Genomic DNA, 26044 nt, shown 5'->3' with positions numbered 1-26044 from the left:
GGGGATGGGAGCCGGACGAAATGGCTCGAACCCAGTCATAGCAACAGTCCGCTCCGGCCGCCGGTCCGGCGGTCCGGGCGGGGTAGCCCCGGCGGCGCGAGCCGGCCGGGGCCGTTCGGGTCACGTCCGGGCGAGCAGCCCTTCGGGCGCGGGGCGTTTGTGGACGAACGCGGTCCGCAGGGCGTGGTACGGCGATCCGGGTGTGAAGAACTGCCGGTGCATCACCGCCAGCTCCTCCTCCCGGTAGGCGGCCAGCGGTTTGACCAGCTCGTCCGCCTCGCGCGCGGCCTTCTTCGCCGCGATCCGCCGCTGGGCGGCTGGCGAGGCGGCGAGCAGCCCCGCCAGCCGGGCCGTGTCCGGCCCGAACTCCTGCGGGCCGCGGTCGAGGACGCGGTCGACCAGGCCGATCCGCTCGGCCGTCGCGGCGGACACCGGCAGCGCCTGCCGGGTGAGCCGTTCGGCCTCGGTCGGCCCGACCCGGCGCGGCAGGCTGTACGTCCAGTACTCCGACCCGTGCAGCCCCATCAGCCGGTAGTGCGGGTTGAGGACGGAGCCCCGGCGGCACCACACCTCGTCGGCCGCCAGCGCCAGCATGGCGCCGCCGGCCGCCGCGTTCCCGCCGAGGGCGGCGACCACCAGGCGGTCGGTGGTGGTGAGCACCTCGGCGACCAGGTCGTCCATTGCGGTGATGTTGGCCCAGGACTCCGCGGCCGGGTCCGGCGCGGCCTCGATGACGTTGAGGTGGATGCCGTTGGAGAAGAAGTCCCGGCCGCCGCCGAGCACCAGCACCGTGGTCGGCCGGCGCCGGGCGAAGCGGTACGCCTCCAGCAGCCGGCGGCAGTGCCCGGTGGACATCGCGCCACCGGGGAAGGCGAAGCGGAGGAAGCCCACCGGGCCCTCCTCGCGGTACGCGATGTCCGTCCAGCCCCGCCCGTCGGCATCGGCGTCGGCGTCGGTGGCCATCAGCGGTGCCGCGACCTCCGGGAGGGCGGGCAGCAGCTCGCCGAGCGCCGTCACCGCGGGGAGCTTGACGGTCGGGGGCCCACCGGGCCGGCGCCGGCGCCGGAGTTCCGGGATCCACACCGCGCCGTCCGCGGTGGCCCGGCACACCGCCCCGGCCCGGGTGGCGATCAGCTCGCCCGGGCGGCCGCGCAGCTGCGGCTCGGGGTGCCCACCGTGCAGGTACCACTCGGTGCCGCCCAGGGCGTCCAGTACGCCGGGCTGGGAGTCCGCGGCGCGCAGCTTGCGCAGCACCGCCACGGTGGAGTCGGCCGCCCAGTCGATCCGGCGCTCCTCCTGGCGCAGGAAGGGGCGCACCCGCACCGGCTCGCGCCATTCCGCGCCGTGCTGCGGCCGCGGTGCGTACGAGCCGGAGGCGAAGCGCTCGACGGCGAGCAGCGCGGCCCGGACGGCGGCGTCGGAGACCTCGTTGCGGTAGAGGTCGCTCTTGCCGAGCGGGGGCAGCCTGCAGGGCTCCCAGGCCCAGACCGGCCCGGCGTCCAGCTCCGCCTCGGCCTGCAGCACCGTCACGCCCCAGTCGGTGACGCCCTCCTGGACCGCCCGGTCCAGCGAGGAGGGGCCCCGGTCGCCGGGCGGGCCCGGGTGGACCACCAGGCAGGTGAGCGCCGACCAGACGTCCTCCGGGATCGCGGTGCGGAGCATGGGGGCCAGCAGCAGGTCCGGGGAGAGCCGGCGGATCGACGCCCGCAGTTCCCGGTCGTCCCCGGCGAGCCGGACGTCCACGGTGTGCCGCCGGTCCCGCAGTTCGGCGTGCAGACGCTGGCTGAGGCTGTTGAAGGCGCTGGCGAGGAGCAGGATCCGCATGTCTGCCTCCGGGGTGCGGGCGGCCGGGAACCCGGCGATCATCGCCCCCGGTCCGGCGGTCACCCGGACGGTGCCGCGTGCCGCGCCGCCCGTTCACCCGGGCGGCCCCCGGCGGCGGGTGCGCGCGGCTCGACGCGCGGGCCGGGGGTGCGGCTCAGCGGGCGGGTGCGCGGCTCAGCGGGCGGGGGTGACGTCCGGCAGGCGCCGCAGGCTGTCGGCCACGGCGACGAAGCCGTACTCCAGCATCCGCTGCTCGTACTGCTCGACGGCGGCCGGGAGTTCGGCGCTGCCGCGCTGGACGGCGGCGAGCGTCCGGGCCAGCAGGGCGGCGTCCCGCAGGGCGGTGTTGGCGCCCTGGCCGCCGCTCGGCGGCATCGGGTGGATCGCGTCGCCGAGCAGGGTGACCCGGCGGGAGCCGCCCCAGTGCGGCACGGGCTCGGCGTAACGGGCCGTCAGCGGTGCGCTGTTGACGACGTCCGCCTGCCGGACCAGGTCCAGGAGGTCCGGGTGCCAGTCGTCGAGCCGGGCGAGCAGATCGGTGCGGACGGCCTCCCAGGGGCGCGGTCCGGCGGGCAGCGGCTCGGTGGGCATCACCACCCAGCGCAGATAGCTCCCGGTGTCGGGCAGCCGGACGTCCGGGGCCAGCTCGGCGGCCGCGAGCCGCGGCGGGCGGCGGAACTCCATCCGGCCGAGCAGCATGCTCGCGGCTGCGCCGTGCACCACGGTGCCGAAGCCCGGGACGAGGGCGGCGAACCGCGCGGTGAGCGGGGTGCGGCCGAGGACGGCGTTCCCGGGGAGGGTCACCACCTCGGCCCGGGGCAGCAGCCGGCGGCGCACCGCCGAGCCCACGCCGTCCGCCCCCACCAGCAGGTCGCCGACCGCGCTGCCGCCGTCGCCGAGGTGCGCCTCGACCGTGCCGTCCGCCCGCTCGGTGTACCCGACCACCGGCCTGCCGAACTCGACGCGGTCGGCGAGCCCGGCCAGCAGCAGCTGGCGCAGCACGTACCGGTCGGTGGCGGTGCCCTCGTCGGCGGGGCCGAGCCGGCGGACCTCGCGGAGCCGCTGGTCCACCACCCGCCGCTCGCCGGCCATCGGACCGGAGACGGCCGCGAGCAGGGCGTGCAGCCGCTCCGGCAGGCAGGCGTGCAGAGCATCCAGGCCGTGCGCGTTGAGGGCGATCCGGAAGCCCTGGTAACGACTGTGCGGGCCGTCCTCCCGTTCGAGCACCCGGACGTCCACGCCCGCCCGCAGCAGCCCGTGCGCGAGGCAGAGCCCGCCGAGTCCGGCTCCCGCCACCAGTACCTTCATGTCCGCTCCCCTGGTCGTTCCTTCGAGGACCGAGCCTGCCGGACCGGGCCGACCGGGTGTCAGTGAACTCTGTGGCCGGAACCGCGTGACAGATGTCACCGGGGGCGGCCGGAGCGGACCGGTCGCCCCCGGCCCGTAGCATGGCGACCTTCGGAACTGCGGTGCGAGGAGAGGAACGGGACGTGCGCGGGGGCGAGCTGGTGGGCGGTCTGGGACGGCTGGTCGGAGTGGCGGCGGGAGCGGCGGCGGAGGCGGCCGCGGGCCTGGGTGAGGCCGGGCGGCAGGCCGTACGGCGGGGCAGCCGGGGAGCGGCGGCCGGCGGGCGGTGGGCGCTCACCGCCCTCGCCTCGGTCGAGCCGCCGTCGGTGCCCGCGACCGAGCCCTGGAAGCTGTCGCTGGGCACGCTGATCGGCCGTCACCCCAGGACCCCCGCCGTGGTGCACAAGCTGCTCGGGCTGCTGGACGGCCTCGGCGCCGTCCACCTGGGGCCCTCGCAGGTCGGCTTCGACGGCGAGGAGATCGACTGGGACAAGGTCGTCGAGATCCGCACCCGCAGCGCCTTCGAGGTGCTGACCACCACCGCCCTGGAGCACGAGGTGGACCGGATCCGCGAGTTCCTCCCGCCGGTGCCCGGCCGGAAGTGGGTCGTCACCAAGGCCGGCGAGGCGCTGGCCACCGTCGTCCTCGCGGCCCTCGAACGCGGATCCGACGACCAGCGCCTGGACGAGCTGACCGTCCCCGCCCGGATCGTGTACCGCGGCCTGCTCGGGCGGCAGAAGACCCTGGACGCGGCCGCGTTCGCCGCGGCGGCGCTCGTCGTCACCCCCCGGGCGGGCGAGAGCCTGATCGCCACCGCCCGCAGCCGCGGCATCCCGGTCCTGCCCGCCGAGCCGCTCGCCGATGCCACCGACGCCGCCCGGGTGGCGACGCTGCGGGAGCGCACCGACTCCGTCGCCCGGCTGCTGGACCGGATCGAGCGGAGCGACCCCGAGGCCGAGGTCGACGAGGCCGTCGAGGCGGCGCCGCTCCCGCCGTTGTCGCTCGACAAGGGCGGGAGCGGCAACGGCGGGGCGCAGCAAGCCGGTTGAGTCAAGGCGGCGGCCTGAGCCGGGGCCGGGAGCAGCGGTCAGTGCCCGCCGCGCGGCTCCTCGCAGCCGGTGCCGTCCGCATAGCCCGCGAAGGCCTCCACGGTGGTCGCCTGACCGGCCGTCGAGCCGGAGAGGCACAGTCCGGTGGCGGCCTCGATCAGGAAGTCGCCGCCGGACCGGACCTTCACCGTCTCGGCCCGGTAGCCGAGGCCGAGAAGCGCGGTGCGGATCCCGTCCGGATCGACGCGTTGCGCGGCGCGGACGGGATCGAGGGCGGCCTTGATCCGTTTGGCGGCGTCCAGACCGTCGCAACGACGCCGGCCGTGGAGCGGGAGGGGCGCCTTGAAGCCGTGGTTCTCGGCGTAGTGGTCGGTGACCGGCCCGGTCGGGGCCGGGGCGCTCGCGGTCGGGGTCGGCGTCCTGGTCGGGGTCTCACCGGGGCAGGGGAAGTCGGCCGACCCGCTCGGCGGCGCCGTCGCGGCCGCCGGGGTCACGCCCCCCGACGGCCTGCCCGCACCGCTCGGCGCGTCCACGTGCTGCGTACCGCACCCCGCCGCCAGTGCGGCCAGGGCCGCCACCGCCGGGATCCCGCGGCGCCCCCACCCGGTCCTGATCTTCGTCATCCCGTGATGATGCCCCGGCAGCGGTCCCGGCGTCATCCCGGTGGCGGGCCGGGCGGCATCACGGCCGGTCAGGGCCCGAACCGATAATCCGAGCAGGCCGGAGTCCCGCTCGGCTAGCCTCGTCCCCCATGACCTGGTTGCCTGCCGATTTCGTCCACCCCGTCCACGTCCCGCTCCCCGGCGGGGGCTACCACCTGCGCCCGATCGCCGGGACCGACACCGAACTCGACTACCCCGCCGTGATGGGCTCCCGGGAGCGCCTCTGGTCCATCTACGGCGAGGCCTGGGGCTGGCCCGCCGCCACCATGACCTACCAGCAGGACCTCGACGACCTGGTCCGGCACGAGCGGGAGACCGCCGCCCACGAGTCCTTCAACTACGCGCTGTTCGACGAGGCGGAGACGGCCCTGCTCGGCTGCGTCTACATCGATCCGCCGCAGAAGGCCGGCTCCGACGCCGAGATCTCCTGGTGGGTGGTGGACGAGCAGGTCGGCGGCGAGCTGGAGCGGGAGCTGGACGCGCTCGTGCCGCAGTGGATCGCCGATGCGTGGCCCTTCCGGGAGCCCTGCCTGATCGGCCACGAGGTCGCCTGGGCGGACTGGCTCGCCCGGCCCACGGCCGTCGGCGCCTGAACGCTCCGGATCCAGGAGGGTCGGCCCCGGCGTTCCGGACGGGGTTCGACGCGTCCCGCCACGATGCGTCCATGACGGACCGTGAACCGGCGGAGCCGCCCGCCCGGCCGCCCGCGCGGGGCGCCGGGCGGGCCCACACCCCGGACCGGGGAGCGGTGGGGGCGATCGCGGACGTCGGCGACGATGGCGGCGCCGTCCGTCGACGGCCCTCGCATATTCGGGCTGACCGAACCGCCGCGCCGGTCTCAGCCGGTGGCCGTCGGGGTGGGGGCGGCCGCGCCGGAGGGTGGGGCCTGGCAGGGCAGGGCGACGCTGACGAGGACGCCCGTGCCGGGCTCCGTCCTGGCTTCCAGGGACACGGTGTAGCCCTCGGACGCGTGGACGGCGTCGAAGTCCCGACCGGCCGGACCGGACTCCGGTTCGGTGATCTTGAAGCCCTCGGCCGCGAGCTTCTCCCGCAGGGACCGGAACACCTCGGGACGCTGGTCGTCCGTGGCCTTCAACTGGATGGCGGAGCGGAGCTGGTACGCCTCGCCCTGCTCGGCCATGCCCGTCCCCCGCCCCGGGCACCTGAAGTAGCCGACGATCTTGATCCACGGGTTCCGTTCGAGGCCCGTCAGCTCGCGGACGTGGTCCTGGACCTGGTCCGTCCGGGTCAGCGCCTGCTCCCGGGACTCGACCCGCCGGGGCTCACTCGCGGTGCCCCACCCCCCGTCCGACGACCGCAGCAGCGAGCACGCGCCGAGCACCAGGGCGCCCGACACCAGCAGGACGGCCGCCCGGCCCGCTCGCGCGGCCGCCGTGGACGGCCCGGCCGTCGATCCGTTGGACACGTGCCCTACTCCCCCGTGAACAGATGTGCGATCTCCCGCCCGGGATGCTACGCCACCACCCGCAGCTCCTCCGGGGCGGAACGCCTCGGTCGGCGGCTCCGTCGCGGGTTCAACCCGGAGCAGGGGGGCTTCCCCTGCCCGGCCCCGTAGCCCGTCGGCCCGCGCGGGGCCGTCACGGCCCGGTGGGCGGGGCCGTCGTCGGCAGGTCCACCGTGACGCGCAGGCCGCCGGCCGGGCGCGGGGTGAGGGTGAGGGTACCGTCGTGGGCCCGGGTGATGGACTTGGCGATCGCCAGGCCCAGCCCGACCCCGGGATGGTCGGCAGCGGCGCCGGGGTGGATGCGTTCGGTGCCGCGCTGGAAGGGCTCGGTGAGGGTCGCGACCAGTTGCGGGGTGAGCCGCTCGCCGGTGTTCTCGACGATGAGCCGCGCGGCGCCGGGGCGCGGGACGGTGGTGACCCGCACCTCGCCGCCCTGGGGCAGGTTGTGGACGATCGCGTTGTGCAGGAGGTTGCTGGTCAGCTGCAGCAGGAGGGCGGGCGAGCCGGTGGTGGGGGTGAGCCCGCCCTCGGTCCGGACGGTGACGCCGTGGCGCTCCGCGAGGGGCAGCAGGGTCTCCGCGGCCTCCTCGGCGACCAGGGACAGGTCGACCGCCTCCGGGGTGAAGGAGCGCTGGTCGGCGCGGCTGAGCAGGAGGAGCGCCTCGGTGAGGTCGATCGCCCGGGTGTTGACGGCGTGGAGGCGGTCGAGGACCTCGCCGGTGTCGTGCTCGGGGTCGCTGCGGGCCACGTCGATCAGCGCCTTGGAGATCGCCAGCGGGGTGCGCAGCTCGTGCGAGGCGTTGGCGGCGAACCTCCGCTGTTCGTCGACGTGGGATTCGAGCCGGGCCAGCATCGTGTCGAAGGCGTCGGCGAGTTCGCGGAACTCGTCCTCGGGGCCCGGCAGCCGGATCCGGTGGGAGAGCGATCCGGTCGTGGCGAGGCGGGTGGCGTCGGTGATGCGGGTCAGCGGGGCGAGCACCCGGCCGGCCAGCAGCCACCCGCCGACGAGGCCGAACAGCAGCAGGAACGCCAGCACCACGGCCGCCCGCGGGGCGAAGACGCGCAGCAGGTTGGTCCGGACGGGGAACACCCCGTGGGTGGGGGTGTCGGTGGCGCCGGAGACCAGGAACGCCTTGTCGGGGACGTAGCGCAGGAGGAAGACCCACACCGCGGCGAGCAGCAGCACCGCGGCGACCGCCAGGAATCCCGCGTAGCTGAGGGTGAGTCTGAGCCGGACGCTCATCCCCCGTCGCCTATCCACGCCCGTCCCCGCGCTGCCCGCCGGTCGGCGGCAGCGGGGCCGGCCGCGCGTCGATGCGGTAGCCGACGCCCGGCACGGTGGCGATGATCCACGGCTCGCCCAGCCGCTTGCGCAGCGCCGACACGGTGATCCGCACGGCGTTGGTGAACGGGTCCGCGTTCTCGTCCCACGCGCGTTCCAGGAGCTCCTCGGCGCTGACGACACCGCCCTCGGCCGCGACGAGGACCTCCAGTACGGCGAACTGCTTCCTGGTCAGCGCGACGAAGCGGCCGTCCCGGTGGACCTCGCGGCGGAACGGGTCCACCCGCAGCCCCGCGATCTCCCGGACGGGCGGCCTGCTGTGGGCACGCCTGCGGTCCAGCGCGCGCAGCCTGAGCGCGAGTTCCCGCAGGTCGAACGGCTTGGTGAGGTAGTCGTCGGCGCCGAGGCCGAACCCGGAGGCCTTGTCGTCGAGACGGTCGGCCGCGGTGAGCATGAGGATCGGCAGGCCACTGCCGGAGGCGACGATGCGCCGGGCGATCTCGTCGCCGGACGGCCCCGGGACGTCGCGGTCGAGAACGGCGATGTCGTACGCGTTGGCGCCCAGCAGCTCCAGGGCGGTGTGCCCGTCGCCCGCGATGTCGGCCGCGATGGCCTCCAGGCGCAGGCCGTCGCGGATGGCCTCGGCCAGGAAGGGCTCGTCCTCGACGATCAACACGCGCATGACCCCGATGCTACGAGCGGGGACGTATCGTCCGCGTATCGGAAACCGCATACGCCCCGGCAACAGCGCGACGCGTTGGGTGGCGGCATGGACCACACCACCGCGTCACCGCCGACGAGCCGCCGGGGGACCGACTCCGCCGCTCTTCCCCCGGACACGAGCCCCGGCGAGGGCCGCATCGGCCGCCTCCTGCGCGGCCTCTCCCGGCCGGAGCCGTGGAGACGCGGCCCGCTCCTCACGGCGTCGGCGCTGCTCCTCGGCCTGGCCATGCTGCTGCACGCGTGGATCCCGAACCGGGTGTGGCACCTGGGCAGCCTGGCGGAGAGCGCCCTGCCGTGGTTCGCGCTGCCCGTCCCGCTGCTGCTGGCCGGGGCGCTGTGGCGCCGCTCCGCCGCCGCGGTGGTCGCGCTGCTGCTGCCGGTGGTGGTGTGGCTGGACCTCTTCGGCGGCCTGCTCGCCGACAAGTCGCGTGCTGGCGGCGACCTCACCGTGGTCGAGCAGAACGTCGACGCCGACAACCCCGACCCGACGGGCACCGCCCGGGCCCTCGCCGCCTCCCACGCTGACCTGCTGGCCCTGGTGGAACTGACCCCGCAGTCCGTGGGCAGCTACCAGAGCGCGCTGGCGACCGCGTACCCGTACCACGAGGTGCGGGGCACCGTCGGGCTCTGGAGCACCCTGCCGCTTGCCGACACCCAGCCGATCGACGTCATCAACTACGGCCCCCTCGCGAGCACCAGGCCCGCCGGGAGCCACGCCGGCGAGAACCGGGCGCTGCGCACCACGGTGACGACGCCGCGCGGACCGCTGACGGTGTACGTCGCCCATCTCGGGTCCGTCCGCGTGTACCCCGGGGCGGGCTTCTGGACGGCCTCGCGGGACATCGGCGCGCAGGCGATCGGCAGGGCCGTCGCCGCCGACCGCAGCGAGCGGGTCGTCCTGCTGGGCGACCTGAACGGCACCACCGACGACCGCGGGCTCGTCGGCCTCACCTCGCAGCTGCGCTCGACCCAGGAGGCCGCCGGAGCCGGCTTCGGCTTCAGCTACCCGACCGCGTTCCCGGTGGTGCGGATCGACCAGGTCCTGGTGCGTGGCCTGACGCCGGTCAGCTCCCGGGTCCTGCCGGACACCGGCAGCGACCACCTCCCGGTCGCGGCGGCGCTCGGCTGGTGACCGCGGTCCGCGCGGCTCGACGCTCGTACTCGGCGGTCCGGCTCCGGACCGTCGCCGCGGCCCTCCGGACCGAGTGATCGTCTTCGCCGCGAGGACGATCCGTCCGGTACGCGTCGAATACGCTGGGGGAGATCACACCCTGACGGACAGTCAGTCGACGAACCGTCGGATCGCTCGCGCCGTCATCCGAGGCCGACCGGCACGTCTCCTGCGGTGATCCGCTGTCCTTCGCCCCCGCTTGCCCCTAGCCTTTGAGGGCTCACAGAAGGGGGAGACGGTGGAGCGACTCGGATCCGCGGATCCGCAACGGGTGGGCCCGTACGACCTGTTGGGCCGGCTCGGGGCCGGCGGCATGGGGGCGGTGTACCTGGGCCGCTCGGCCGGCGGGCGGACCGTCGCGGTCAAGGTGGTGCGCCCCGAACTCGCCGGGGACCGGAGCTTCCGCGAGCGCTTCCGGCTGGAGGTCGACGCGGCCCGCCGGGTGTCGGGGGCGTTCACCGCCCCGGTCGTGGACGCCGACACCGAGGCGCCCGTGGCCTGGATGGCCACCTCCTTCGTGGTCGGCGTGCCGCTCCAACAGGCGGTGCAGCGGCACGGCCCGCTGCCCGAGGGAACGGTGCTCACCCTGGCCGCCGGGCTCGCCGAGGCGCTGCGCGACGTCCACCGCGCCGGGGTGATCCACCGCGACCTCAAGCCCGCCAACGTCCTGGTCGCGCTCGACGGTCCGCACGTCATCGACTTCGGCATCTCCCGGGCCGCCGACGGCACGGCGCTGACCACCACCGGGGCGGTGGTCGGTTCGGCACCGTACATGTCCCCCGAGCAGGCGCTGGGTGAGCCGCTCACCCCGGCGAGCGACGTGTTCTCGCTCGGCTCGACGGTCGCCTACGCGGCGCTGGGCCGCCATCTGTACGGCGAGGGCGCCGCTGCGGCCGTGCTGTTCCGGGTGGTGAGCACCGAGCCCGACCTCGGCGCCCTGCCGCACGGCCTGCGGCACCTGGTGGCCGCCTGTCTGGCGAAGAACCCGGCCCACCGGCCGACGCCCGGTCAACTCGTGGAACTCGTCCAGCGGATCGGTCGGCCGCGGACCACGGACGGCTGGCTCCCGCCGGCCGTCGCCACCGACGTGCTCGCCGTACGCGGCCTCCTGACCGCCCCGCCCGAGCCCCCGGCGGCCGAGCCCCCGCACGTCGGCCCGCCCCCCGCCGAGCCCCCGCACGTCGGGCCCCCGCCCGCCGAACCGACCACCGGCCCGCAGCGGTTCGGCCGCCGCAAAGTGCTGCTGGGGGTGGCCGGCGGCGTCCTCGCGGCGGCCGGCACCGGCACCGCCGTCACCCTGCTGCACGACCGGAGCACCGGTACGACGGCGGGCGGCGCGGGGTTCGACCGCCCGGACGGCGACGACGTCCCCGAGGGCCTGCTCTCCTGGAAGGTGACCCTCCCCGAGCCCTGCCTGCAGACCTTCGCCCTGCCGGGGCAGGTCATCGGGGTGACCGGCAAGAAGGTCCTGGGGATCGACGGACAGGGCAAGACCGCCTGGACCTTCGAGGGCAGCGCGAAGAACCTGACGTTCTCCCTCACCGCCTTCCCCGGCAACCTCGCCGCCACCGACGGCAACGGGCTGTACGTGGGCGCGCAGACCTGGACGGGCACGAATTCGACCAGCGCGCTGGCCGCCGTCGATCCAGAGGACGGCACGCCCGACTGGACGCTCACCGCGGACCGGGACGGGACCAGCGTGCTGCGGCTCGCCGGGATCCGGGGCGGACGGGCGTTCGCGATCGGCCTGGGCAACGGCAGGGGCGGCACGCTGAGCGGCCACGTCTGGGCGGTGGACCTCGCCTCCCGCGGCACCGCCTGGTTCCAGGGCCTCGACTGGATGCCGGTGTTCGCCGCGTGCCCCCGGGAGGGCGACCACCTCGTCGTCGCGGGCATGAAGCAGCTCGCGGGGCTCGACGGGCAGGGCCGCGTGGTGTGGTCCCAGGACGGGACCCGGACGCTAGTCGGGACGGCGGGGCCGCTCGTCCTCACCACCGAGCAGGACACCCTGTCGGCGGTGGACCCGGCGACCGGCAAGGCGGTCTGGACGGTCAAGGGCGTCGCCACGTACGGGACCGACTCGGCGCTCCCCGAGGACGGCCGCGTCGTCCGCTGCGTCCTCAAGGACGACGGCGGCGGCCTCTCACTGGCCGCCCTGGACGCCCGCACCGGCAAGACGCTCCAGCGGACCCCGCTGCCACGCGAGCACGGCGAGCCGTTCGCCGTCCTGCGGGTCGCCGACGGCAACGTCTACCGGATGGGCGCGGACGCCGTGATCTGGGCCCTGGACCCGACGACCGGGAAGCCGCGCTGGAAGTTCACCGGCCTGCGGGGCAGCAACCTGGCCGGCCTCACCTGGTCGGCGGGCGGCGGCAGGGTCTGCGTCGCCGAGTCCGCCGCCAGCAGGATCGCCGTGCTCGCCGCGAACGGAGCCTGACCATGCGCCAGCTCGAACCCTCCGACCCCCGTCGGATCGGCCCGTACGCCCTGCTCGGCCGCCTCGGCGCGGGCGGCATGGGCGTGGTGTACCTGGGCCGCTCGGCCGGCGGACGGACCGTCGCGGTCAAACTGGTGCGCCCCGACGTCGCGGAGGACCCGAAGTTCCGCGCCCGCTTCCGGCACGAGGTGCGGGCGGCCCGGGCCGTCTCCTCCGCGTTCACCGCCCCGGTGGTGGACGCCGACCCCGACGGCCCGCTCCCGTGGCTGGCCACCGTCTTCGTGCCGAGCGTCGGGCTGCACGAGGCGGTCCGGCTGGTCGGGGCCTTCCCCGAGCACATCCTGCGCGTCCTGGCGGCCGGGATCGCCGAGGAACTCGTCACCATCCACGCCGCCGGCCTGACCCACCGGGACCTCAAGCCCAGCAACGTGCTGCTGGCGCTGGACGGCCCGCACATCATCGACTTCGGCATCTCCCGGGCCGCCGACGGCACGGTGCTGACCGCCGCGGGCGAACGCTTCGGCACGCCCTCCTTCATGTCCCCGGAGCACGCGCTCGACCGGCCGACCGGCCCGCCCAGCGACGTGTTCTCACTCGGCGCGACGCTGGTCCATGCGGCCTCCGGCGGCCACGGGCCGTTCGACGCCGGGCATCCGCTGGCCACCCTGCGCAGAGTGGCGCAGGAGGAGCCCGACCTGTCGGCGGTGCCCGCCGGCCTGCGGCTGCTGATCGCGGCGTGCCTGGCGAAGGAGCCGGCGGACCGGCCGACACCGCAGCAGATCATCGCGGCCGTGGCCGTGGGGGCGCGGCCGCCGGCCGCCGGGACCTGGCTGCACCCGGTGCTGATCGCCGCGATCGAACAGGCGTCCGCCGTCCTCGCCCCCTCGGCGACCCCGTCCGTTCAGCAGCCACCGGCCCCGCCCGGCACGCCGTCCGATCCGCCGACCGGGCCCACCCAGCCCCTGCCCGCCCCGGCCCCCACCCTGCCGCTGCCCGCCCCGCCGGTGGAGGGCGCGACGCTGCGGCTCACCCCCGCCCCGCCCGCGGACGACGCGACGCTGCGCCTCGCCCCCGCCGGGCCGACGCCGACGAACCCGACAGCGGACCGCCCCAGCCGCCGCACGCTGCTGCTCGGCCTGGCCGGCGGCGCAGCGGCCCTGGCCGGCGGCGCCACGGCGGTCGTCCTCGGGCTGCGCGGCGACGACCCGAAGGGGCCGCAGGCCGCGCCGGCGAGCACCACGGGGGCACCGTCCCCGACCGCCTCGGCCCGTTCGCTCGCCACCGACACCGTCGCCACCCCGCTGTGGACCGCCCCGGTCACCGAGGCGCTGGTCCAGATCATCGGCTCTGGCCGGACGGTGGTCGCCATGGGCGCCGGCAGGATCTGGGCCTTCGACCTGTCCGGCCGCCGGCTGTGGGGGCCGGTGGCCAACCGCACGGACCTGTTCAGCGGATCCCTCCGCCGCACCCTCGCGGCTGTGAGTGACACGCTGCTGTTCACGGCGGGCACCGGCGACGCGTGGGGGACGAGCCGCGGTCTGCGCGTCTTCGACCTCGCCACCGGGCAGCAGGCCTGGGCCGTGAGCCAACCCCCCGGCACGCTCACCGACATCTGGGTGCCCGGCATCCTCAACGGCATCGTCTACGTCGCCGTCGGCACCATGTCCCTCCCCGCCGGCCTCCCCTCCGGGCCGTTGACACCGGAGTTGGCCGGCATGGGGGCCGGCATCTGGGCGGTGGACCCGTCGACCCAGAAGACCGTCTGGACGAAGCGCTTCGACTCCTCGGGGTGGCAGGGGGGAACGCTGATGGTCCCCTCCTCCGGAACGCGGCTGCTGTGGGCCACGGCCAACCCGGACCAGAGCGCGGCGAGCATCTCAGGCCTCGACACCACGGCCGAGGGGAAGACGCTCTGGGAACTGCCCGCCCCCGGGGTGTCCGCCGGCGCGGGGATGACCTCGCCCTTCACCAATGCCCCCTGGTACGACGGCCCGCACTCCTCGGCCGGCGGCCGCTTCCTCTACCGGTCCGACCGGCTCTACGCCGTGGAGCCGGACAGCGGACAGGTCGCCTGGCGCTCCCCCGGGGACGCGCTCGCCTACCAGACGACCGTGGCCTCCCCGGACGGCACCACCGTGTACGCCGCCGGGTCCTCCTTCGAGAACCTGAGGGCCGAGGCGGTGGTCCGCGCCCTCGACGCCGCCACCGGGGAACCCCGCTGGACGGGCCGACTGCCCCTGGAGAGCATCGCGGCGGCGGTGGCCCTCCACTGCGCCGACGGAAACGTCTACCTCTGGCTCAAGACCAAGGTGTACGCCCTGGACGCGGCCACCGGGGCGCCCAGGTGGACCTACCAGTTCGGCGGCAAGGCCGACGGCACCGGGCCGATCGCGTTCTGGGCGGGCGGCGGCATGCTCTTCGGCAACACCGATCAGGGCCTGGTCGCGATCGCCGCCGACGGCAAGGCCGCCCGGGCCTGAACCGGCCGCCCCGCGCGTCGAGCACGGCGTCGAGCACGCCGCCGGGGCGGATCCGGGGAAGTTGTGGAGGTTTCGCGGACGCGGACTGCACGCGGGGGCACCGGGTAGGCGGCGAGCGAGGGCGCCGGCCCGTACGGGGCAGGCGCGCCAGGAGCTCTGGAGGGTCGCTCGATGCAGATGCCCGTACGCCCGATGCCCGTCACCTTCCCCGACAGCCCGCTGCCCGACGTCCCGATCGTCGCCGAGCTGCGGTTCGACCCGGAGCTGCCGTACGCGGCCTGCCTGGCGTTCCCGCTGACCCCGTGCGATTGCGTGTCCGGGGAGCCCCAGGTGTGCTGGTACTTCAGTCGCGAGCTGCTGAACGAGGGCCGGCACGCCCCCGCCGGCACCGGTGACGTCCGGGTGAGCCCGGGGCAGGACGGCGAGGTCCTGATCACCCTGCGGGGGCCCAGCGGCCAGGCCGTGCTCAGCGCCCCGGAGGACGAGGTCACCGCCTTCCTCGCGGACTCCTTCACGCTGGTGCCCGCCGGATCGGAGTCCGAGCACCTCGACGTCGACGCCGCGCTCACCCGGCTGCTCGCGGACGGCTGAGCGCGCGCCGCGGGACGCCCGCTCCGCCGACGGGGTGATCTGCCGCCGCGCGCCACGGCAACCGCACTGCGCGACCGCCCCGCTCGGACCGGCGCCCACTAGGTTGCCTGCGTGGACGAAACGAGGGCTTCGGACGGGCACGAGCCGTCCACCGGCGAACGCGTGGTGACCGGCGAACGCCTCGCGGTCGGGCTGGACAAGCGGCTGCCGGTCATGGAGGCCGGCCGGGAGCTGCTGCGCAAGGTCTTCCCGGACCACTGGTCGTTCCTGCTGGGCGAACTCGCCCTGTACGCCTTCGTGGTGCTGCTGCTGACCGGCGTCTACCTGACCTTCTTCTTCGACCCGAGCATGCGCGAGGTCGTCTACGACGGCGCCTACCCGCCGCTGCGCGGTGTGCGGGTGTCCGAGGCGTACGCGTCGACGCTGCACATCAGCTTCGAGGTGCGCGGCGGGCTGCTGATCCGTCAGATCCACCACTGGTCGGCGCTGTTGTTCGCCTCGGCGATCGGCGTGCACCTGCTGCGGGTGTTCTTCACCGGGGCCTTCCGCCGCCCGCGCGAGCTCAACTGGGTGATCGGGGTGACGCTGTTCAACCTCGCGCTGCTCGAAGGGTTCTCCGGCTACTCGCTGCCGGACGACACCCTCTCGGGCACCGGCCTGCGGATCGCCGAGGGCGTCCTGCTCTCGGTGCCGCTGGTCGGCAGCTACCTGACCTTCTTCGCCTTCGGCGGCGAGTTCCCCGGCGAGGCGATCATCCCGCGGCTGTTCACCGTGCACGTCCTGCTGGTGCCCGGCCTGCTGCTGGCGCTGATCGGGGCGCACCTGACCCTGGTGGTGGTGCTGAAGCACACCCACTGGGCCGCGCCCGGCCGCACCAACCGGAACGTCGTCGGGATGCCCTTCTTCCCGCAGTTCCTCACCCGTACGGTGGGCCTGACCTTCGCGGTGGCCGGGGTGACGGCGGTGTCGGCGTTCCTCGCCGAGGTCAACCCGATCTGGCGCTACTCCTCCTACCGGCCGGACGTGGCCGCGGTCGGCGCCCAGCCGGACTGGTACATCGGGTTCATCGAGGGCGCCCTGCGGCTGATGCCGGCCGCCGAGACCGGCCTGTTCGGGCACACGGTGTCCTGGAACGTCTTCCTGCCCGCCCTGGTGGTGCCCGGGCTGCTGTTCGCGGTGCTCTACGCCTACCCCTTCGCCGAGCGGTGGCTCGACCCGGAGCCGGGCGAGCACCACCTGTGCGACCGCCCGCGCAACAAGCCCACCCGCACCGGGCTGGGCGTGGCCGGGATCACCGCCTACGCGGTGCTGCTGATCGCCGGCGGCAACGACGTGATCGCGTACGTCTTCGGCGTCTCCGTCAACGCGCTCACCGTCGTGCTGCGGACCGCCCTGATCGTGCTGCCGCCGCTGGCGTTCCTGCTCACCCGGAGGCTCTGCCTCGCGCTGCAGGCCAGGGACCGAGGCCGGCTGCTCCGGGGCGACGAGACCGGCCGGATCGACCAGTCCCCCGACGGCGGCTTCACCGGGCACCGCCGCCCGGTGCCCGCCGACGAGCGGTACGTGCTGCTGGCCCGGTCCGCGCCGGACCCGCTCCCGACCCCGGACGGCGCGCCGCGGCACCAGCGGGTGCGCGCCGCGGCGAGCTCCTGGTTCTACCGCGACCGGGTCGAACTCCCCGCCACCGAAGGGGAGTCGGCGCACATCGCGGGCGTCCTGACGGCGCCCGCCCACCCGCCGGCCCCGCCGGAGCAGCCGGCCGCGCCCACCCGGGCCGGCCGGGTGCGCCGCCTCCTCGGCGGTCTCATCCGCCGTCGCCGTCGCGGTACTGGAAGATGAAGCCGTACACCGCGTAGGCCAGCACCAGGGCGCCCGTGACGATCAGCCAGCGGGCGAAGACCAGGCCGAGGGCGAACACCGCCACGCCGACCGCCGTCAGCACCGGGTAGCCGCTGCGGGCCGGGAAGAAGCCCACCGGGCCCGTGGCCTCCGCGATCTCGGCGTCCTTGCGGTCCTGCGCCCGGCCGCCGCCGCGCCGGTGCTGGACGAACCAGAACAGCGCGATCAGCCCCGACATCAGGAAGGCCACCGTCAGGATCGCCTTGCCGGCGGGCTCCTCGGCCCAGAAGCCGTAGATCAGCCCGGTCACCGCGAAGAACGCCGTCATGACGGCGAACAGCCGTCCCTCCGCCTTCATCGCCCGTTCCTCCGCTCTCCGGTGCGGCCCGCTGCCGCCCCGCCCGTCGACGCGTCCGTGGGCACCTCCGTGGGGACCTCCGGATGGTGCAGCTCGAAGGCCGGGGACTCGGAGCGGATCCGGGGCAGCGCGTGGAAGTTGTGGTGCGGCGGCGGACAGGAGGTGGCCCACTCCAGCGACCGGCCCCAGCCCCACGGGTCGTCCTCGGTCACCCGGGTGCCGTGCCGGGTGGTGGTCCAGACGTTGTAGAAGAACGGCAGGTTGGAGACCCCGAGCAGGAACGACCCGATCGAGGCGCACACGTTGAGCGCCGTGAAGCCGTCCACCGCCAGGTAGGTCGCGTAGCGGCGCGGCATGCCCTGGGCGCCCAGCCAGTGCATCACCAGGAAGGTGGTCTGGAACCCGACGAACAGGATCCAGAAGTGCACCTTCCCGAGCCGCTCGTCGAGCATCCTGCCGGTCAGCTTCGGCCACCAGAAGTAGAAGCCGCCGAAGGTCGCGAACACGACCGTGCCGAACAGCACGTAGTGCAGGTGGGCCACCACGAAGTAGCTGTCGGTGACGTGGAAGTCGATGGGCGGCGCGGCGAGGAGCACCCCGCTCAGCCCGCCGAACAGGAAGGTCACCAGGAAGCCGATGGACCACAGCATCGGTGTCTCGAAGGACAGCGAGCCGTCCCACATCGTGCCGATCCAGTTGAAGAACTTCACCCCGGTCGGCACCGCGATCAGGAACGACATCAGCGCGAAGAACGGCAGCAGCACCTGGCCGGTGACGAACATGTGGTGCGCCCACACCGACATGGACAGCGCGGTGATGGAGATGGTCGCGCCGATCATGCCGTAAAAGCCGAACAGCGGCTTGCGGCTGAACACCGGGATGATCTCGCTGACGATGCCGAAGAACGGCAGCGCGACGATGTAGACCTCCGGGTGGCCGAAGAACCAGAAGAGGTGCTGCCAGAGGATCGCGCCGCCGTTCGCCGCGTCGAAGGCGTGCGCGCCGAGCTTCCGGTCCGCCTCCAGGCAGAGCAGCGCGGCCGTGAGCACCGGGAAGGCCAGCAGCACCATGACCGAGGTGAACAGCACGTTCCAGGTGAACACCGGCATCCGGAAGAGCGTCATGCCGGGCGCCCGCAGGCAGGTGATGGTGGTGATGAAGTTGACCGCGCCGAGGATCGTGCCCAGGCCGGCCACCACCAGGCCGAAGGCCCACAGGTCCCCGCCCTGCCCGGGCGAGAACACCGGGCCGTTCAGCGGCGCGTAGGCGAACCAGCCGAAGCCGGGCGCGCCCTGGGAGGTGAGGAAGCCGCCCAGGACCATCAGTCCGCCGAGCAGGAAGGCCCAGTAGGTGAAGGCGTTCAGGCGGGGGAAGGCGACGTCCGGCGCACCGATCTGCAGCGGCATGATCGCGTTGGCGAACCCGGCGAAGGTCGGGGTGGCGAACAGCAGTAGCATGATCGTGCCGTGCATGGTGAACATCTGGTTGTACTGCTGGTTCGACAGGAAACCCGTGTCGGGTCCCAGCAGTTGACCGCGCATCAGCAGCGCCAGCACCCCGCCGACCAGGAAGAAGCCGAACGCCGTGGCCAGGTAGAGGTTCCCGATCACCTTGTGGTCCGTGGTGAACAGCCAGCGCAGCAGGGTGCCGCCCTGGCGCACCCGGGCCCGGGTACGACGCGACGCGGTGGACGTGGCGCTCATGGAACCTCCGCAGCGGAGCCGATGACGCCCCCGGGTGGCGCCGCCGACACCCCCGCGCGGCGAGGGGCCCGCCCCGGCGCGCCATCGCCGACCCTAGCGGCGGCCGTCCGGCCCGCCGGGGCGCCACGCGGTGCGGGGCCCCGGCGGGCGGGCAGCCGTGCGGCGGGCTCAGCGCTCCCGCAGGTCGGGGACGACCTCGCGCAGCTTCTCGACCTCGATCGCGCCCGCCCGCAGCAGCACGGGAACCTCCCCGGTGATGTCCACGATCGAGGACCCCACGGCCGCCTCGGTCCGGCCGCCGTCGAGGTAGACCGCCACCGAGTCGCCCAGCATGCCCTGGGCGGCGTCGCAGTCCTGCGGGGAGTCGTGGCCGGTCAGATTGGCGCTGGAGACCGCCAAGGGACCGGTGGCATCGAGCAGTTCGATGGCGACCGGGTGCGCGGGCATCCGCACCGCGACCGTCCCGTTGGTCTCGCCGAGGTCCAGCTCGACCGACGGCAGGTGCCGGGCGACCACCGTCAGCCCGCCCGGCCAGAAGGCGGCCACCAGGGCCCGCGCGCGGTCCGTCACCTCGACCAGGGCGTCGAGACCGTCCGGGGAGCCGACCAGAACGGGCGAGGGCATGTTCCGCCCCCGGCCCTTGGCCGCCAGCAGCCGGGCCACCGCCTCCGGCGCGAAGGCGTCAGCGCCCACCCCGTACACGGTGTCCGTGGGCAGGACGACGAGTTCGCCACGGCGCACCGCGGCCACGGCCTCGCGCAGCCCGGCTGCGCGCTCGGACGGGTCCGAGCAGTCAAAACGACGAGTCATCAGGGGTCTCCACCAGCGGGCCGCCGGCCCGCACCGATCATCCGGCCCGGCCACCTCACCGGCCGGGCACGACCCGGTCAGACTACCGGGCGGGCCCCGCTCCCCCGCCGGGCCCTCCGCCGCCCGGGTGGAACCCGCGGCCGCCCGGCCGCGCCGGGACGCCCACCTCGGGGGTGGGCGGGGCAGGCCGGACGTAGGTTGCCGACATGACCAGTGACGAGACGATCCCGGCCGTGGGAGTGCGCCCGCTGGACGAGGTGTTCGCCGCGATCGACACGGCCAACCGGCGCCCCCGGCCGTGGACCGGCTTCGAGCACGGCGTCCTGGGGGCCTACCGCTGGGCCGCCGGGGCCCAGATCGCGGCGCCGGTCACCGCGACCGCCGCCGTCGGCACCGCCGGGCCGTGCCGGGCGCAGCTGCTGGCGGAGTGCCAGGCCGCCGCCGTCCGGCTGCGCCGGGCCCTGACCCAGGGGACGGAGCACGCCTACGTGCTCGGCGCCCACCAGGCGCTCGCCTGGCTCTGCGGGCTGCACGAGGAGTGCCCCTGACCGCGCCGAGCCGGGCCCGCGGGCACGGTCCGGGCGGGCGCGGTTCCGGCGGGCGGCCCGGCGACCCTATCCTTGAGCCGTGGAGACCGGCCCGGCCAGGACGCGGCAGTGGACCTTCCTGACGAACCACGCCCGCGTCCTCGTCCAGATCGCGCGCGACCCCGGCATCCGGGTCCGCGACATCGCCGCCCAGTGCCTGCTCACCGAGCGCGCCGTGCAGCGGATCATCGTGGACCTCGAGGACGAGGGCTACCTCACGCACGAACGGCGCGGCCGCGCCAACCACTACAGCGTGATCGACGGCAAGCAGCTGCGGCACCCGGCCGATGCCGGCCCGACCATCGCCGAGCTGCTCGCCGCGTTGCTGCGGTGATGCGGTGATGCCCCGGGCCGGCGGCGCGTGGTGTCGAGCGGGACTGATCGGCAGGAGACGGATCAGTAGTAGTGGCGGCGTCCGCCGACGGCGTGGCCGAGGGCGCCGGCGACCCACAGGACCAGACCGATCACGAGCAGCACGATGCCGATGGTCCAGAGGATCGAGATGCCGGTGACGAAACCGATGATGAGCAGAATGACACCGAGGACGATCACGGCAGCCTCCCGGGGGTGACGTAGCGGCGGGCGTCGAACGGGCGGCCTCGGAGCCGCCCTTCTCCGCCTGTTCAGCCTCGCGTCTACCGCAAAGGCGGCCGGGCAAACCGGCCGAGCGCCGGCGGTTCGTTCCACCGTCACCGTCGGTGGCGGCCGCCCGGACGGCGGGTCGGCGGGACCGCGCGCGGGCCGGGCAGGAAGAGCCGGGCCAGCTCGCGGCCCAGGCTCACACCGACGGCGAGGGCCATCGCCATCGCGGCGGCACGTCCGATGCCGCTCAGCCCGACCTCGGGCCGGCCCCGGACGAAGGCGAGCATCCCGAAGTACAGCACCGACCCGGGCAGCAGCGGCCCCAGCGCCGCCGTAACGTGCGGCAGCACCGGGCCGCCCCGGTAGCGCGCCATGAACTGGCCGGAGAGGCCCACCAGCCCGGCGGCGAGTCCGGTGGCCAGGATCGGCTCGACACCGGCGTTGGCCAGCACCCCGTACGTCGTCCAGCCGGCCGCGCTGTTCAGCAGGACCGCGGGCAGCGTGGCGGGCTCGGTGTTCAGCAGCACCGCGAAGGTCAGCGTCAGCAGCACCGCCGCCACGAGCTGCAGCGGCGGGTTCACCGCCACCGGCGGGACGTCCTGGGCGGCGAGGTCCGCGCCGTTGTTGACGCCCACGTACAGCACCGTCATCACCCCGATCACCACGCCCGCCATCAGGTAGAGCGCTTCCAGCAGCCGCGCCGCGGCGGTGAGGTAGAAACCCGCCAGGCCGTCCTGGGCGGCCGCCACCATCGGCCAGCCCGGCAGCAGCGCGAACAGCCCTCCGGTGATCACCACCGAGCCGCGCAGGTGCAACCCGTTGAACGACAGCAGGATGCCGATCACCGCGGCCGGCGTCGCGGCCACCGCGAACCGGTAGAAGGGCGGCAGGTCGTGCCGGGCCACCAGCGCGGACAGCCGGTCGCCCGCCAGGGCCGCGACGACGGCGCTGGCGAACACCAGCCAGGCGCGGGCATCGGTCCGGCCGCCCACCAGGAGGGTCGCGACCCCGGCCAGCAGCCCGCAGCACAGCAGGAACAGCCACCCCGGGTAGCGGCGGCCACCGCGGTGCACGGCCATCAGCCGCGCGTGGGCGTCGTGGACCGCGACGCCTCCGGCCGCGATCACGGTGACCAGCCGGAACACGGCGGCCAGCCGGGCGTAGTCCCCGGCGGGGCGGCGCACCCAGCACTCGGCCGTCAGCGGCGGCTCGGGCGGGCCGGGCTGGTAGGAGACCGCCACCCGGGTGAAGGTGACCTGCGGGTCGCACGGGTGGACCCGGTAGGCCCGGGCGACGGCGAGCATGGCCGCCTCGACGTCCTCGGCGGCCTCCCCGCTCGCCAGCAGCAGCTCCCCCACGAGCAGGGCGAGGTCCAGGACCGGGCCCGGCTCGGCGGCTCCGCCCGCGCCGGGCCCCTCCGGCGCCGGACGGCGATCGGCCGTCGGGGTGCGCAGCAGCGGCAGCATCCGGTCGGGCCAGGGTCCGGCGGGATCAGGGTGCCCGGGGCCGGCCGGAACGGGCCCGGCGTCGCTCGCGGGCGGTGGCAGCTGCGGCGGCACCCGGCCGGACCGCGCCGGAGGCCCTTCCGAACCGGCACGCGTGCCGAGCGGATCCTGTTCGGACATCGTGACTCCCTGGACCACCCCCCTTCGGGCACAAACTGCGACTGATCCATTACCCGCAGTGACGGAGCGGTGAACACAACGCCCCCGGACACGCGCTCCCCGGGGAGCGCGGCGGGCCGTACACGCCCCATCGCGGCCGGTGTGCCGGCCTGCGGCGGGCGGGCCCGGCGTGGGCACCGCCCGGCCGGAGACCCGAGGAGCGTGGCCCGCAGGCGGGGGTGCGACGACGGGCCCTATGCTCTCGACCATGGCCAAGAGCGACGAGGAGCAGGTCGCGGACCTGGTCCGGAACTGGGCCGCCGCGGTTCACGCGGGCGACCTCGACGGTGTGCTCGCCGACCACGCGGCGGACATCGTGATGTTCGACGTGCCGCCGCCGTACGAGGGCGTGCGCGGCCTCGACGCGTACCGGGAGACCTGGCCGCCGTTCTTCGAGTGGCAGGCGCAGGGCGCCGCGTTCGAGATCGAGTCGCTGGAGGTGACCGCCGGGGCGGAGGTCGCCTTCGCGCACGCCCTGCTGCGCTGCGGCACCCCGCAGGACTTCGCGCAGCGCCCGGCGCAGCGGCTGCGGCTGACCGTCGGGTTGCGCAAGGAGGACGGGCGCTGGCTGGTCGCGCACGAGCACCACTCCTTCCCGGACCCGGGCGAGGCGTCGTCCTGACGCCGCGACGGCACCGGAGGTTTCGCCGGGCCCGGGCCGGTTAGCCGTTCCGTCGGAGGGTCAACCGAGGAACCGAGGCTGCCATGACCGCGTTCGGCTACTTCCTGTCCTGCGAGGAGTTCACCCCCGCCCAGCTGGTCGAGCAGGCCCGGCTGGCGGAGCGGGCCGGCTTCACCCGGCTGGCGATCTCCGACCACTACCACCCGTGGAACGACGCCCAGGGCAACAGCCCGTTCGTCTGGGGCGTGATCGGCGCGCTGTCGCAGGTCACCCGGTTGCCGGTGACCACGCTCGTCACCTGCCCGACCGTGCGGCTGCACCCGGCGGTCACGGCGCAGGCCGCGGCCACGGCGGACGTGCAGCTGGCGGGCGGGCTGCGGCTCGGGGTGGGCACCGGGGAGGCGCTCAACGAGCACGTGCTCGGCGACCGCTGGCCGCCGTTCGCGGTGCGGGCGGAGATGCTGGAGGAGGCCGTCGCGGTGATGCGCGAGCTGTTCACCGGTGAGGTGGTCTCCCATCGCGGCACGCACTACACGGTCGAGAACGCCCGGCTGTACACGCCCCCGAAGGACGGCCGGCTCCCGGTGTACGTCTCGGCGTTCGGCCCCAAGGCGGCCGAACTGGCGGCGGAGCTAGGGGACGGGCTGGTCACCATGACGCCGGACACCGAGCTGATCGGCCGCTACCGGGCGGCCGGCGGCACCGGACCGGTCCTGGGCGGGGTGAAGGTCTGCTGGTCGGAGGACGAGGAGCGGGCGGTCAAGACCGTCCACCGGCTGTGGCCGAGCGAGCTGCTGCCCGGTGAGCTCGCCCAGGTGCTGCCCACACCGGAGCACTTCGAGCAGGCCACCGAGCTGGTCACCGAGGAACTGGTGGCCCGGGCGGTCACCTGCGGCGACGATCCGCAGGCGCACGCCGACCGGCTGCGCTCGTACGTCGGAGCCGGCTTCGACGAGGTGTACGTCGGGCAGATCGGCCAGGAGCAGGAAGGGTTCTTCGACTTCTACCGCGAGCAGATCCTGCCGCAGGTCGCGGCCTGAAGCCGGGGGAGCGCGCCGTGACGGCCCACCCGCCCTGGAGCCTGCGCGAGTACGCCCTCCTCGCCGACGGCGAACGCGGCGCGCTGGTGGGACCGTTCGGCGAGGTCGCCTGGTTGTGCGCGCCCCGCTGGGACTCGGACCCGCTGTTCGCCGGCCTGGTCGGCGGCAGCGGTGTGTACGCGGTGACGCCGGTCGGCCGGTTCGTGCCCGGCGGCCACTACGAGGACGGTGGACTGATCCGCCGCAGCCGGTGGATCACCGAGGACGGGGTGCTGGTGTGCCGGGAGGCGCTGGCGCTGCCCGCGGACCCGCACCGGCTGGTGCTGCTGCGCCGGCTGACCGCCGAGGTCGCGCCGGTGCGGTTCCGGGTGGTCCTGGAGCCGGGGCAGGGCTTCGGGTCGCGCCGGTCCCGGGCCCCGGAACGGACGGCGGACGGCTGGTCTCTGCGGGCCGGTCCGCTGCGGCTGCGCTGGACCGGAGACGGGTCAGGGTCAGGGGCAGGCACAGGGGCGGCCCGGCCCGCAGCGACCGGCGGGCTCAGCGCCGAGTTCGTGCTCCGCCCGGGCGAGCGGCTGGACCTCGTGCTGGAAGCCTGCGACCACCGCCTGGACGGGCCGCCGCCGGAGCCGGAGCGCTGCTGGCGGGCCACCGAGCGGGCCTGGCGGGAGGCCGTACCCGCGCTCGGGCACACCCTGGACGACCGCGACGCCCGGTTCTCCTACGCCGTGCTGCGCGGGCTCACCTCCCCCGCCACCGGCGGCATGGTGGCCGCGGCGACCACCAGCCTGCCGGAGCGGGCCGAGACCGGCCGCAACTACGACTACCGCTACGTCTGGATCCGCGACCAGTGCCTGGCCGGGCAGGCGGTGGCGGCCTGCGGGCCGTACGGACTGCTCGACGACGCGGTGCGGTTCACCACGGCGAGGCTCGACGAGCACGGCCCCGGCCTCTCCCCCGCGTACACGGTGACCGGCGGGCGGGTGCCCGACCAGCGGACGGTCGACCTGCCCGGCTACCCGGGCGGCCACGACCGGGTCGGCAACCACATCACCCGGCAGTTCCAGCTGGACGTCTTCGGCGAGGCCCTGCTGCTGTACGCGGCGGCCGCCCGGCACGACCGGCTGGATCCGGACGCCCGCACGGCGGTCCGGACAGCGGCCACCGCGATCGCCCGCCGGTGGCGCGAACCGGACGCCGGCCTATGGGAGTTGGAGGACCGCGCCTGGACCCACAGCCGACTGATCTGCGCCGCCGGGCTGCGCGCGATCACCCGCCCGGAGGCGGCCGGTCCGGCGGCCGTCCCGGACGGCCTCGCGGCGGACTGGAGCGCGCTGGCCGACCGGCTGCTGGCCCACACCGGCCGCCACGCCCTGCACCCCTCGGGCCGCTGGCAGCGCTCCCCCCGGGATCCGTCGCCCGACCTCGCCCTGCTGCTCCCGCCGGTGCGCGGCACCCCGGCGCCGGACGACCCGCGGACGGTCGCCACGCTGCGCGCCTGCCGCCGCGAACTCACCGACGGGCACTACGCCTACCGGTTCCGGCACGACGAGCGCCCGCTGGCCGAGGCCGAGGGCGCGTTCGTGCTGTGCGGCTTCCTGCTGGCGCTGGCCGAGCACCAGCAGGGCGACGCGGTCGAGGCGGCGCGCTGGTTCGAGGCGACCCGTGGGCTGTGCGGCTCGGCGGGGCTGTTCTCGGAGGAGTACGACATCGCACAGCGCCAGCAGCGGGGCAACCTGCCGCAGGCCTTCGTGCACGCCATGCTGCTGGAGGCCGCGGCTCGGCTGGCCCGGCCGCCGGGCGGCTGAGCA

At 75.0% G+C, this 26044-nt stretch carries 23 protein-coding genes; 12 read left to right on the top strand and 11 right to left on the bottom strand.

Annotation, left to right across the window (positions count from 1 at the left end; all coding sequences use genetic code 11):
* Positions 1–120: 120 nt before the first annotated feature.
* Both ACIRD3_RS30125 and ACIRD3_RS30120 read right to left on the bottom strand, forming a co-directional pair.
* A complete protein-coding gene (locus tag ACIRD3_RS30125) occupies positions 121–1824 on the bottom strand; it encodes an enoyl-CoA hydratase-related protein (RefSeq protein ID WP_402223020.1) in 1704 nt (567 codons plus the stop codon).
* A 174-nt stretch (positions 1825–1998) separates the two neighbouring features.
* Positions 1999–3132 (bottom strand): FAD-dependent oxidoreductase, encoded by a 1134-nt coding sequence (locus ACIRD3_RS30120; RefSeq protein ID WP_402222929.1) that lies wholly within the window; start codon positions 3130–3132, stop codon positions 1999–2001.
* Positions 3133–3314: 182 nt separating this feature from the next.
* Here ACIRD3_RS30120 and ACIRD3_RS30115 point away from each other — a divergent pair, with 182 nt between their 5' ends.
* Positions 3315–4220 (top strand): hypothetical protein, encoded by a 906-nt coding sequence (locus ACIRD3_RS30115; protein ID WP_402222927.1) that lies wholly within the window; start codon positions 3315–3317, stop codon positions 4218–4220.
* 38 nt (positions 4221–4258) lie between these two features.
* On the opposite strand, the gene ACIRD3_RS30110 is transcribed toward ACIRD3_RS30115, so the two are convergent.
* Positions 4259–4843 (bottom strand): hypothetical protein, encoded by a 585-nt coding sequence (locus ACIRD3_RS30110; RefSeq protein WP_402222925.1) that lies wholly within the window; start codon positions 4841–4843, stop codon positions 4259–4261.
* Positions 4844–4971: 128 nt separating this feature from the next.
* On the opposite strand from ACIRD3_RS30110, the gene ACIRD3_RS30105 reads away from it, so the two are divergent.
* On the top strand, positions 4972–5475 hold the full coding sequence (locus ACIRD3_RS30105; protein WP_402222923.1) for an N-acetyltransferase: 504 nt from the start codon (positions 4972–4974) through the stop codon (positions 5473–5475).
* Between the two features lie 245 nt (positions 5476–5720).
* Here ACIRD3_RS30105 and ACIRD3_RS30100 read toward each other — a convergent pair whose 3' ends face one another.
* From ACIRD3_RS30100 to ACIRD3_RS30090, 3 genes are all read right to left on the bottom strand, one after another.
* Positions 5721–6308: a hypothetical protein gene (locus ACIRD3_RS30100; protein ID WP_402222921.1), complete on the bottom strand. Its 588-nt coding sequence runs from the start codon at positions 6306–6308 to the stop codon at positions 5721–5723.
* 172 nt (positions 6309–6480) lie between these two features.
* A complete protein-coding gene (locus ACIRD3_RS30095) occupies positions 6481–7590 on the bottom strand; it encodes a sensor histidine kinase (protein WP_402222919.1) in 1110 nt (369 codons plus the stop codon).
* A 10-nt stretch (positions 7591–7600) separates the two neighbouring features.
* Positions 7601–8311 carry a response regulator transcription factor gene (locus tag ACIRD3_RS30090; protein WP_402222917.1) on the bottom strand — a complete coding sequence of 237 codons (711 nt, stop codon included), beginning with the start codon at positions 8309–8311 and terminating at the stop codon, positions 7601–7603.
* An 87-nt stretch (positions 8312–8398) separates the two neighbouring features.
* Between ACIRD3_RS30090 and ACIRD3_RS30085 the strand changes: the two genes are divergently transcribed.
* From ACIRD3_RS30085 to ACIRD3_RS30065, 5 genes are all read left to right on the top strand, one after another.
* Entirely contained in the window at positions 8399–9484 is a 1086-nt protein-coding gene (locus tag ACIRD3_RS30085; protein WP_402222915.1) for an endonuclease/exonuclease/phosphatase family protein, read from the top strand.
* Between the two features lie 277 nt (positions 9485–9761).
* A complete protein-coding gene (locus ACIRD3_RS30080) occupies positions 9762–11960 on the top strand; it encodes a PQQ-binding-like beta-propeller repeat protein (protein ID WP_402222913.1) in 2199 nt (732 codons plus the stop codon).
* Positions 11961–11962: 2 nt separating this feature from the next.
* Positions 11963–14440: a PQQ-binding-like beta-propeller repeat protein gene (locus ACIRD3_RS30075; protein ID WP_402222912.1), complete on the top strand. Its 2478-nt coding sequence runs from the start codon at positions 11963–11965 to the stop codon at positions 14438–14440.
* 171 nt (positions 14441–14611) lie between these two features.
* Complete coding sequence (locus ACIRD3_RS30070) at positions 14612–15031, top strand: SsgA family sporulation/cell division regulator (RefSeq protein WP_402222911.1); 420 nt, start codon at positions 14612–14614, stop codon at positions 15029–15031.
* Between the two features lie 213 nt (positions 15032–15244).
* Complete coding sequence (locus tag ACIRD3_RS30065) at positions 15245–16870, top strand: cytochrome bc complex cytochrome b subunit (protein WP_402223018.1); 1626 nt, start codon at positions 15245–15247, stop codon at positions 16868–16870.
* Here ACIRD3_RS30065 and ACIRD3_RS30060 read toward each other — a convergent pair.
* From ACIRD3_RS30060 to ACIRD3_RS30050, 3 genes are all read right to left on the bottom strand, one after another.
* On the bottom strand, positions 16836–17228 hold the full coding sequence (locus tag ACIRD3_RS30060; RefSeq protein WP_402222909.1) for a cytochrome c oxidase subunit 4: 393 nt from the start codon (positions 17226–17228) through the stop codon (positions 16836–16838). The two genes, ACIRD3_RS30065 and ACIRD3_RS30060, sit on opposite strands and share 35 nt — an antisense overlap.
* Positions 17225–18931 carry a cytochrome c oxidase subunit I gene (gene ctaD, locus ACIRD3_RS30055; RefSeq protein ID WP_402222907.1) on the bottom strand — a complete coding sequence of 569 codons (1707 nt, stop codon included), beginning with the start codon at positions 18929–18931 and terminating at the stop codon, positions 17225–17227. The genes ACIRD3_RS30060 and ctaD overlap by 4 nt, the downstream gene beginning before the upstream one ends.
* 168 nt (positions 18932–19099) lie before the next feature.
* Complete coding sequence (locus ACIRD3_RS30050; protein WP_402222905.1) at positions 19100–19741, bottom strand: L-threonylcarbamoyladenylate synthase; 642 nt, start codon at positions 19739–19741, stop codon at positions 19100–19102.
* Positions 19742–19947: 206 nt separating this feature from the next.
* Between ACIRD3_RS30050 and ACIRD3_RS30045 the strand changes: the two genes are divergently transcribed.
* Positions 19948–20289 (top strand): hypothetical protein, encoded by a 342-nt coding sequence (locus ACIRD3_RS30045; RefSeq protein ID WP_402222903.1) that lies wholly within the window; start codon positions 19948–19950, stop codon positions 20287–20289.
* A 79-nt stretch (positions 20290–20368) separates the two neighbouring features.
* A complete protein-coding gene (locus tag ACIRD3_RS30040) occupies positions 20369–20662 on the top strand; it encodes a helix-turn-helix transcriptional regulator (protein ID WP_402222901.1) in 294 nt (97 codons plus the stop codon).
* Positions 20663–20724: 62 nt separating this feature from the next.
* Here the strand turns inward: ACIRD3_RS30040 and ACIRD3_RS30035 are convergent, their stop codons facing one another.
* On the bottom strand, positions 20725–20880 hold the full coding sequence (locus tag ACIRD3_RS30035) for a DUF6131 family protein (RefSeq protein ID WP_402222899.1): 156 nt from the start codon (positions 20878–20880) through the stop codon (positions 20725–20727).
* Between the two features lie 137 nt (positions 20881–21017).
* On the bottom strand, positions 21018–22535 hold the full coding sequence (locus tag ACIRD3_RS30030) for a threonine/serine exporter family protein (RefSeq protein WP_402222897.1): 1518 nt from the start codon (positions 22533–22535) through the stop codon (positions 21018–21020).
* Positions 22536–22782: 247 nt separating this feature from the next.
* Between ACIRD3_RS30030 and ACIRD3_RS30025 the strand changes: the two genes are divergently transcribed.
* From ACIRD3_RS30025 to ACIRD3_RS30015, 3 genes are all read left to right on the top strand, one after another.
* A complete protein-coding gene (locus ACIRD3_RS30025; RefSeq protein WP_402222895.1) occupies positions 22783–23196 on the top strand; it encodes a nuclear transport factor 2 family protein in 414 nt (137 codons plus the stop codon).
* Between the two features lie 83 nt (positions 23197–23279).
* Positions 23280–24236, top strand: a complete 957-nt coding sequence (locus tag ACIRD3_RS30020) for a TIGR03557 family F420-dependent LLM class oxidoreductase (RefSeq protein ID WP_402222893.1) — start codon at positions 23280–23282, stop codon at positions 24234–24236.
* A gap of 17 nt (positions 24237–24253) precedes the next feature.
* Positions 24254–26041, top strand: coding sequence for a glycoside hydrolase family 15 protein (locus ACIRD3_RS30015; RefSeq protein ID WP_402222891.1), 1788 nt, complete (start codon positions 24254–24256; stop codon positions 26039–26041).
* Positions 26042–26044 lie beyond the last annotated feature (3 nt).

This window comes from Kitasatospora sp. NPDC093550 (assembly GCF_044764985.1).
Classification (GTDB): Bacteria; Actinomycetota; Actinomycetes; order Streptomycetales; family Streptomycetaceae; genus Kitasatospora.
Note: the sequence above shows the minus strand (reverse complement) of the source record. Positions and strands in the feature narration are given on the sequence as shown.

Excerpts from the sequence above, each read along its gene's own strand:
- ACIRD3_RS30110 (WP_402222925.1), bottom strand. The coding sequence starts at position 4,843 with ATGACGAAGATCAGGACCGGGTGGGGGCGCCGCGGGATCCCGGCGGTG.
- ACIRD3_RS30065 (WP_402223018.1), top strand. The coding sequence starts at position 15,245 with ATGGAGGCCGGCCGGGAGCTGCTGCGCAAGGTCTTCCCGGACCACTGG.
- ACIRD3_RS30085 (WP_402222915.1), top strand. The coding sequence starts at position 8,399 with ATGGACCACACCACCGCGTCACCGCCGACGAGCCGCCGGGGGACCGAC.
- ACIRD3_RS30070 (WP_402222911.1), top strand. The coding sequence starts at position 14,612 with ATGCAGATGCCCGTACGCCCGATGCCCGTCACCTTCCCCGACAGCCCG.
- ACIRD3_RS30090 (WP_402222917.1), bottom strand. The coding sequence starts at position 8,311 with ATGCGCGTGTTGATCGTCGAGGACGAGCCCTTCCTGGCCGAGGCCATC.
- ACIRD3_RS30120 (WP_402222929.1), bottom strand. The coding sequence starts at position 3,132 with ATGAAGGTACTGGTGGCGGGAGCCGGACTCGGCGGGCTCTGCCTCGCG.
- ACIRD3_RS30095 (WP_402222919.1), bottom strand. The coding sequence starts at position 7,590 with ATGAGCGTCCGGCTCAGACTCACCCTCAGCTACGCGGGATTCCTGGCG.
- ACIRD3_RS30025 (WP_402222895.1), top strand. The coding sequence starts at position 22,783 with ATGGCCAAGAGCGACGAGGAGCAGGTCGCGGACCTGGTCCGGAACTGG.
- ACIRD3_RS30060 (WP_402222909.1), bottom strand. The coding sequence starts at position 17,228 with ATGAAGGCGGAGGGACGGCTGTTCGCCGTCATGACGGCGTTCTTCGCG.
- ACIRD3_RS30030 (WP_402222897.1), bottom strand. The coding sequence starts at position 22,535 with ATGTCCGAACAGGATCCGCTCGGCACGCGTGCCGGTTCGGAAGGGCCT.
- ACIRD3_RS30020 (WP_402222893.1), top strand. The coding sequence starts at position 23,280 with ATGACCGCGTTCGGCTACTTCCTGTCCTGCGAGGAGTTCACCCCCGCC.
- ctaD (WP_402222907.1), bottom strand. The coding sequence starts at position 18,931 with ATGAGCGCCACGTCCACCGCGTCGCGTCGTACCCGGGCCCGGGTGCGC.
- ACIRD3_RS30105 (WP_402222923.1), top strand. The coding sequence starts at position 4,972 with ATGACCTGGTTGCCTGCCGATTTCGTCCACCCCGTCCACGTCCCGCTC.
- ACIRD3_RS30050 (WP_402222905.1), bottom strand. The coding sequence starts at position 19,741 with ATGACTCGTCGTTTTGACTGCTCGGACCCGTCCGAGCGCGCAGCCGGG.
- ACIRD3_RS30075 (WP_402222912.1), top strand. The coding sequence starts at position 11,963 with ATGCGCCAGCTCGAACCCTCCGACCCCCGTCGGATCGGCCCGTACGCC.
- ACIRD3_RS30125 (WP_402223020.1), bottom strand. The coding sequence starts at position 1,824 with ATGCGGATCCTGCTCCTCGCCAGCGCCTTCAACAGCCTCAGCCAGCGT.
- ACIRD3_RS30045 (WP_402222903.1), top strand. The coding sequence starts at position 19,948 with ATGACCAGTGACGAGACGATCCCGGCCGTGGGAGTGCGCCCGCTGGAC.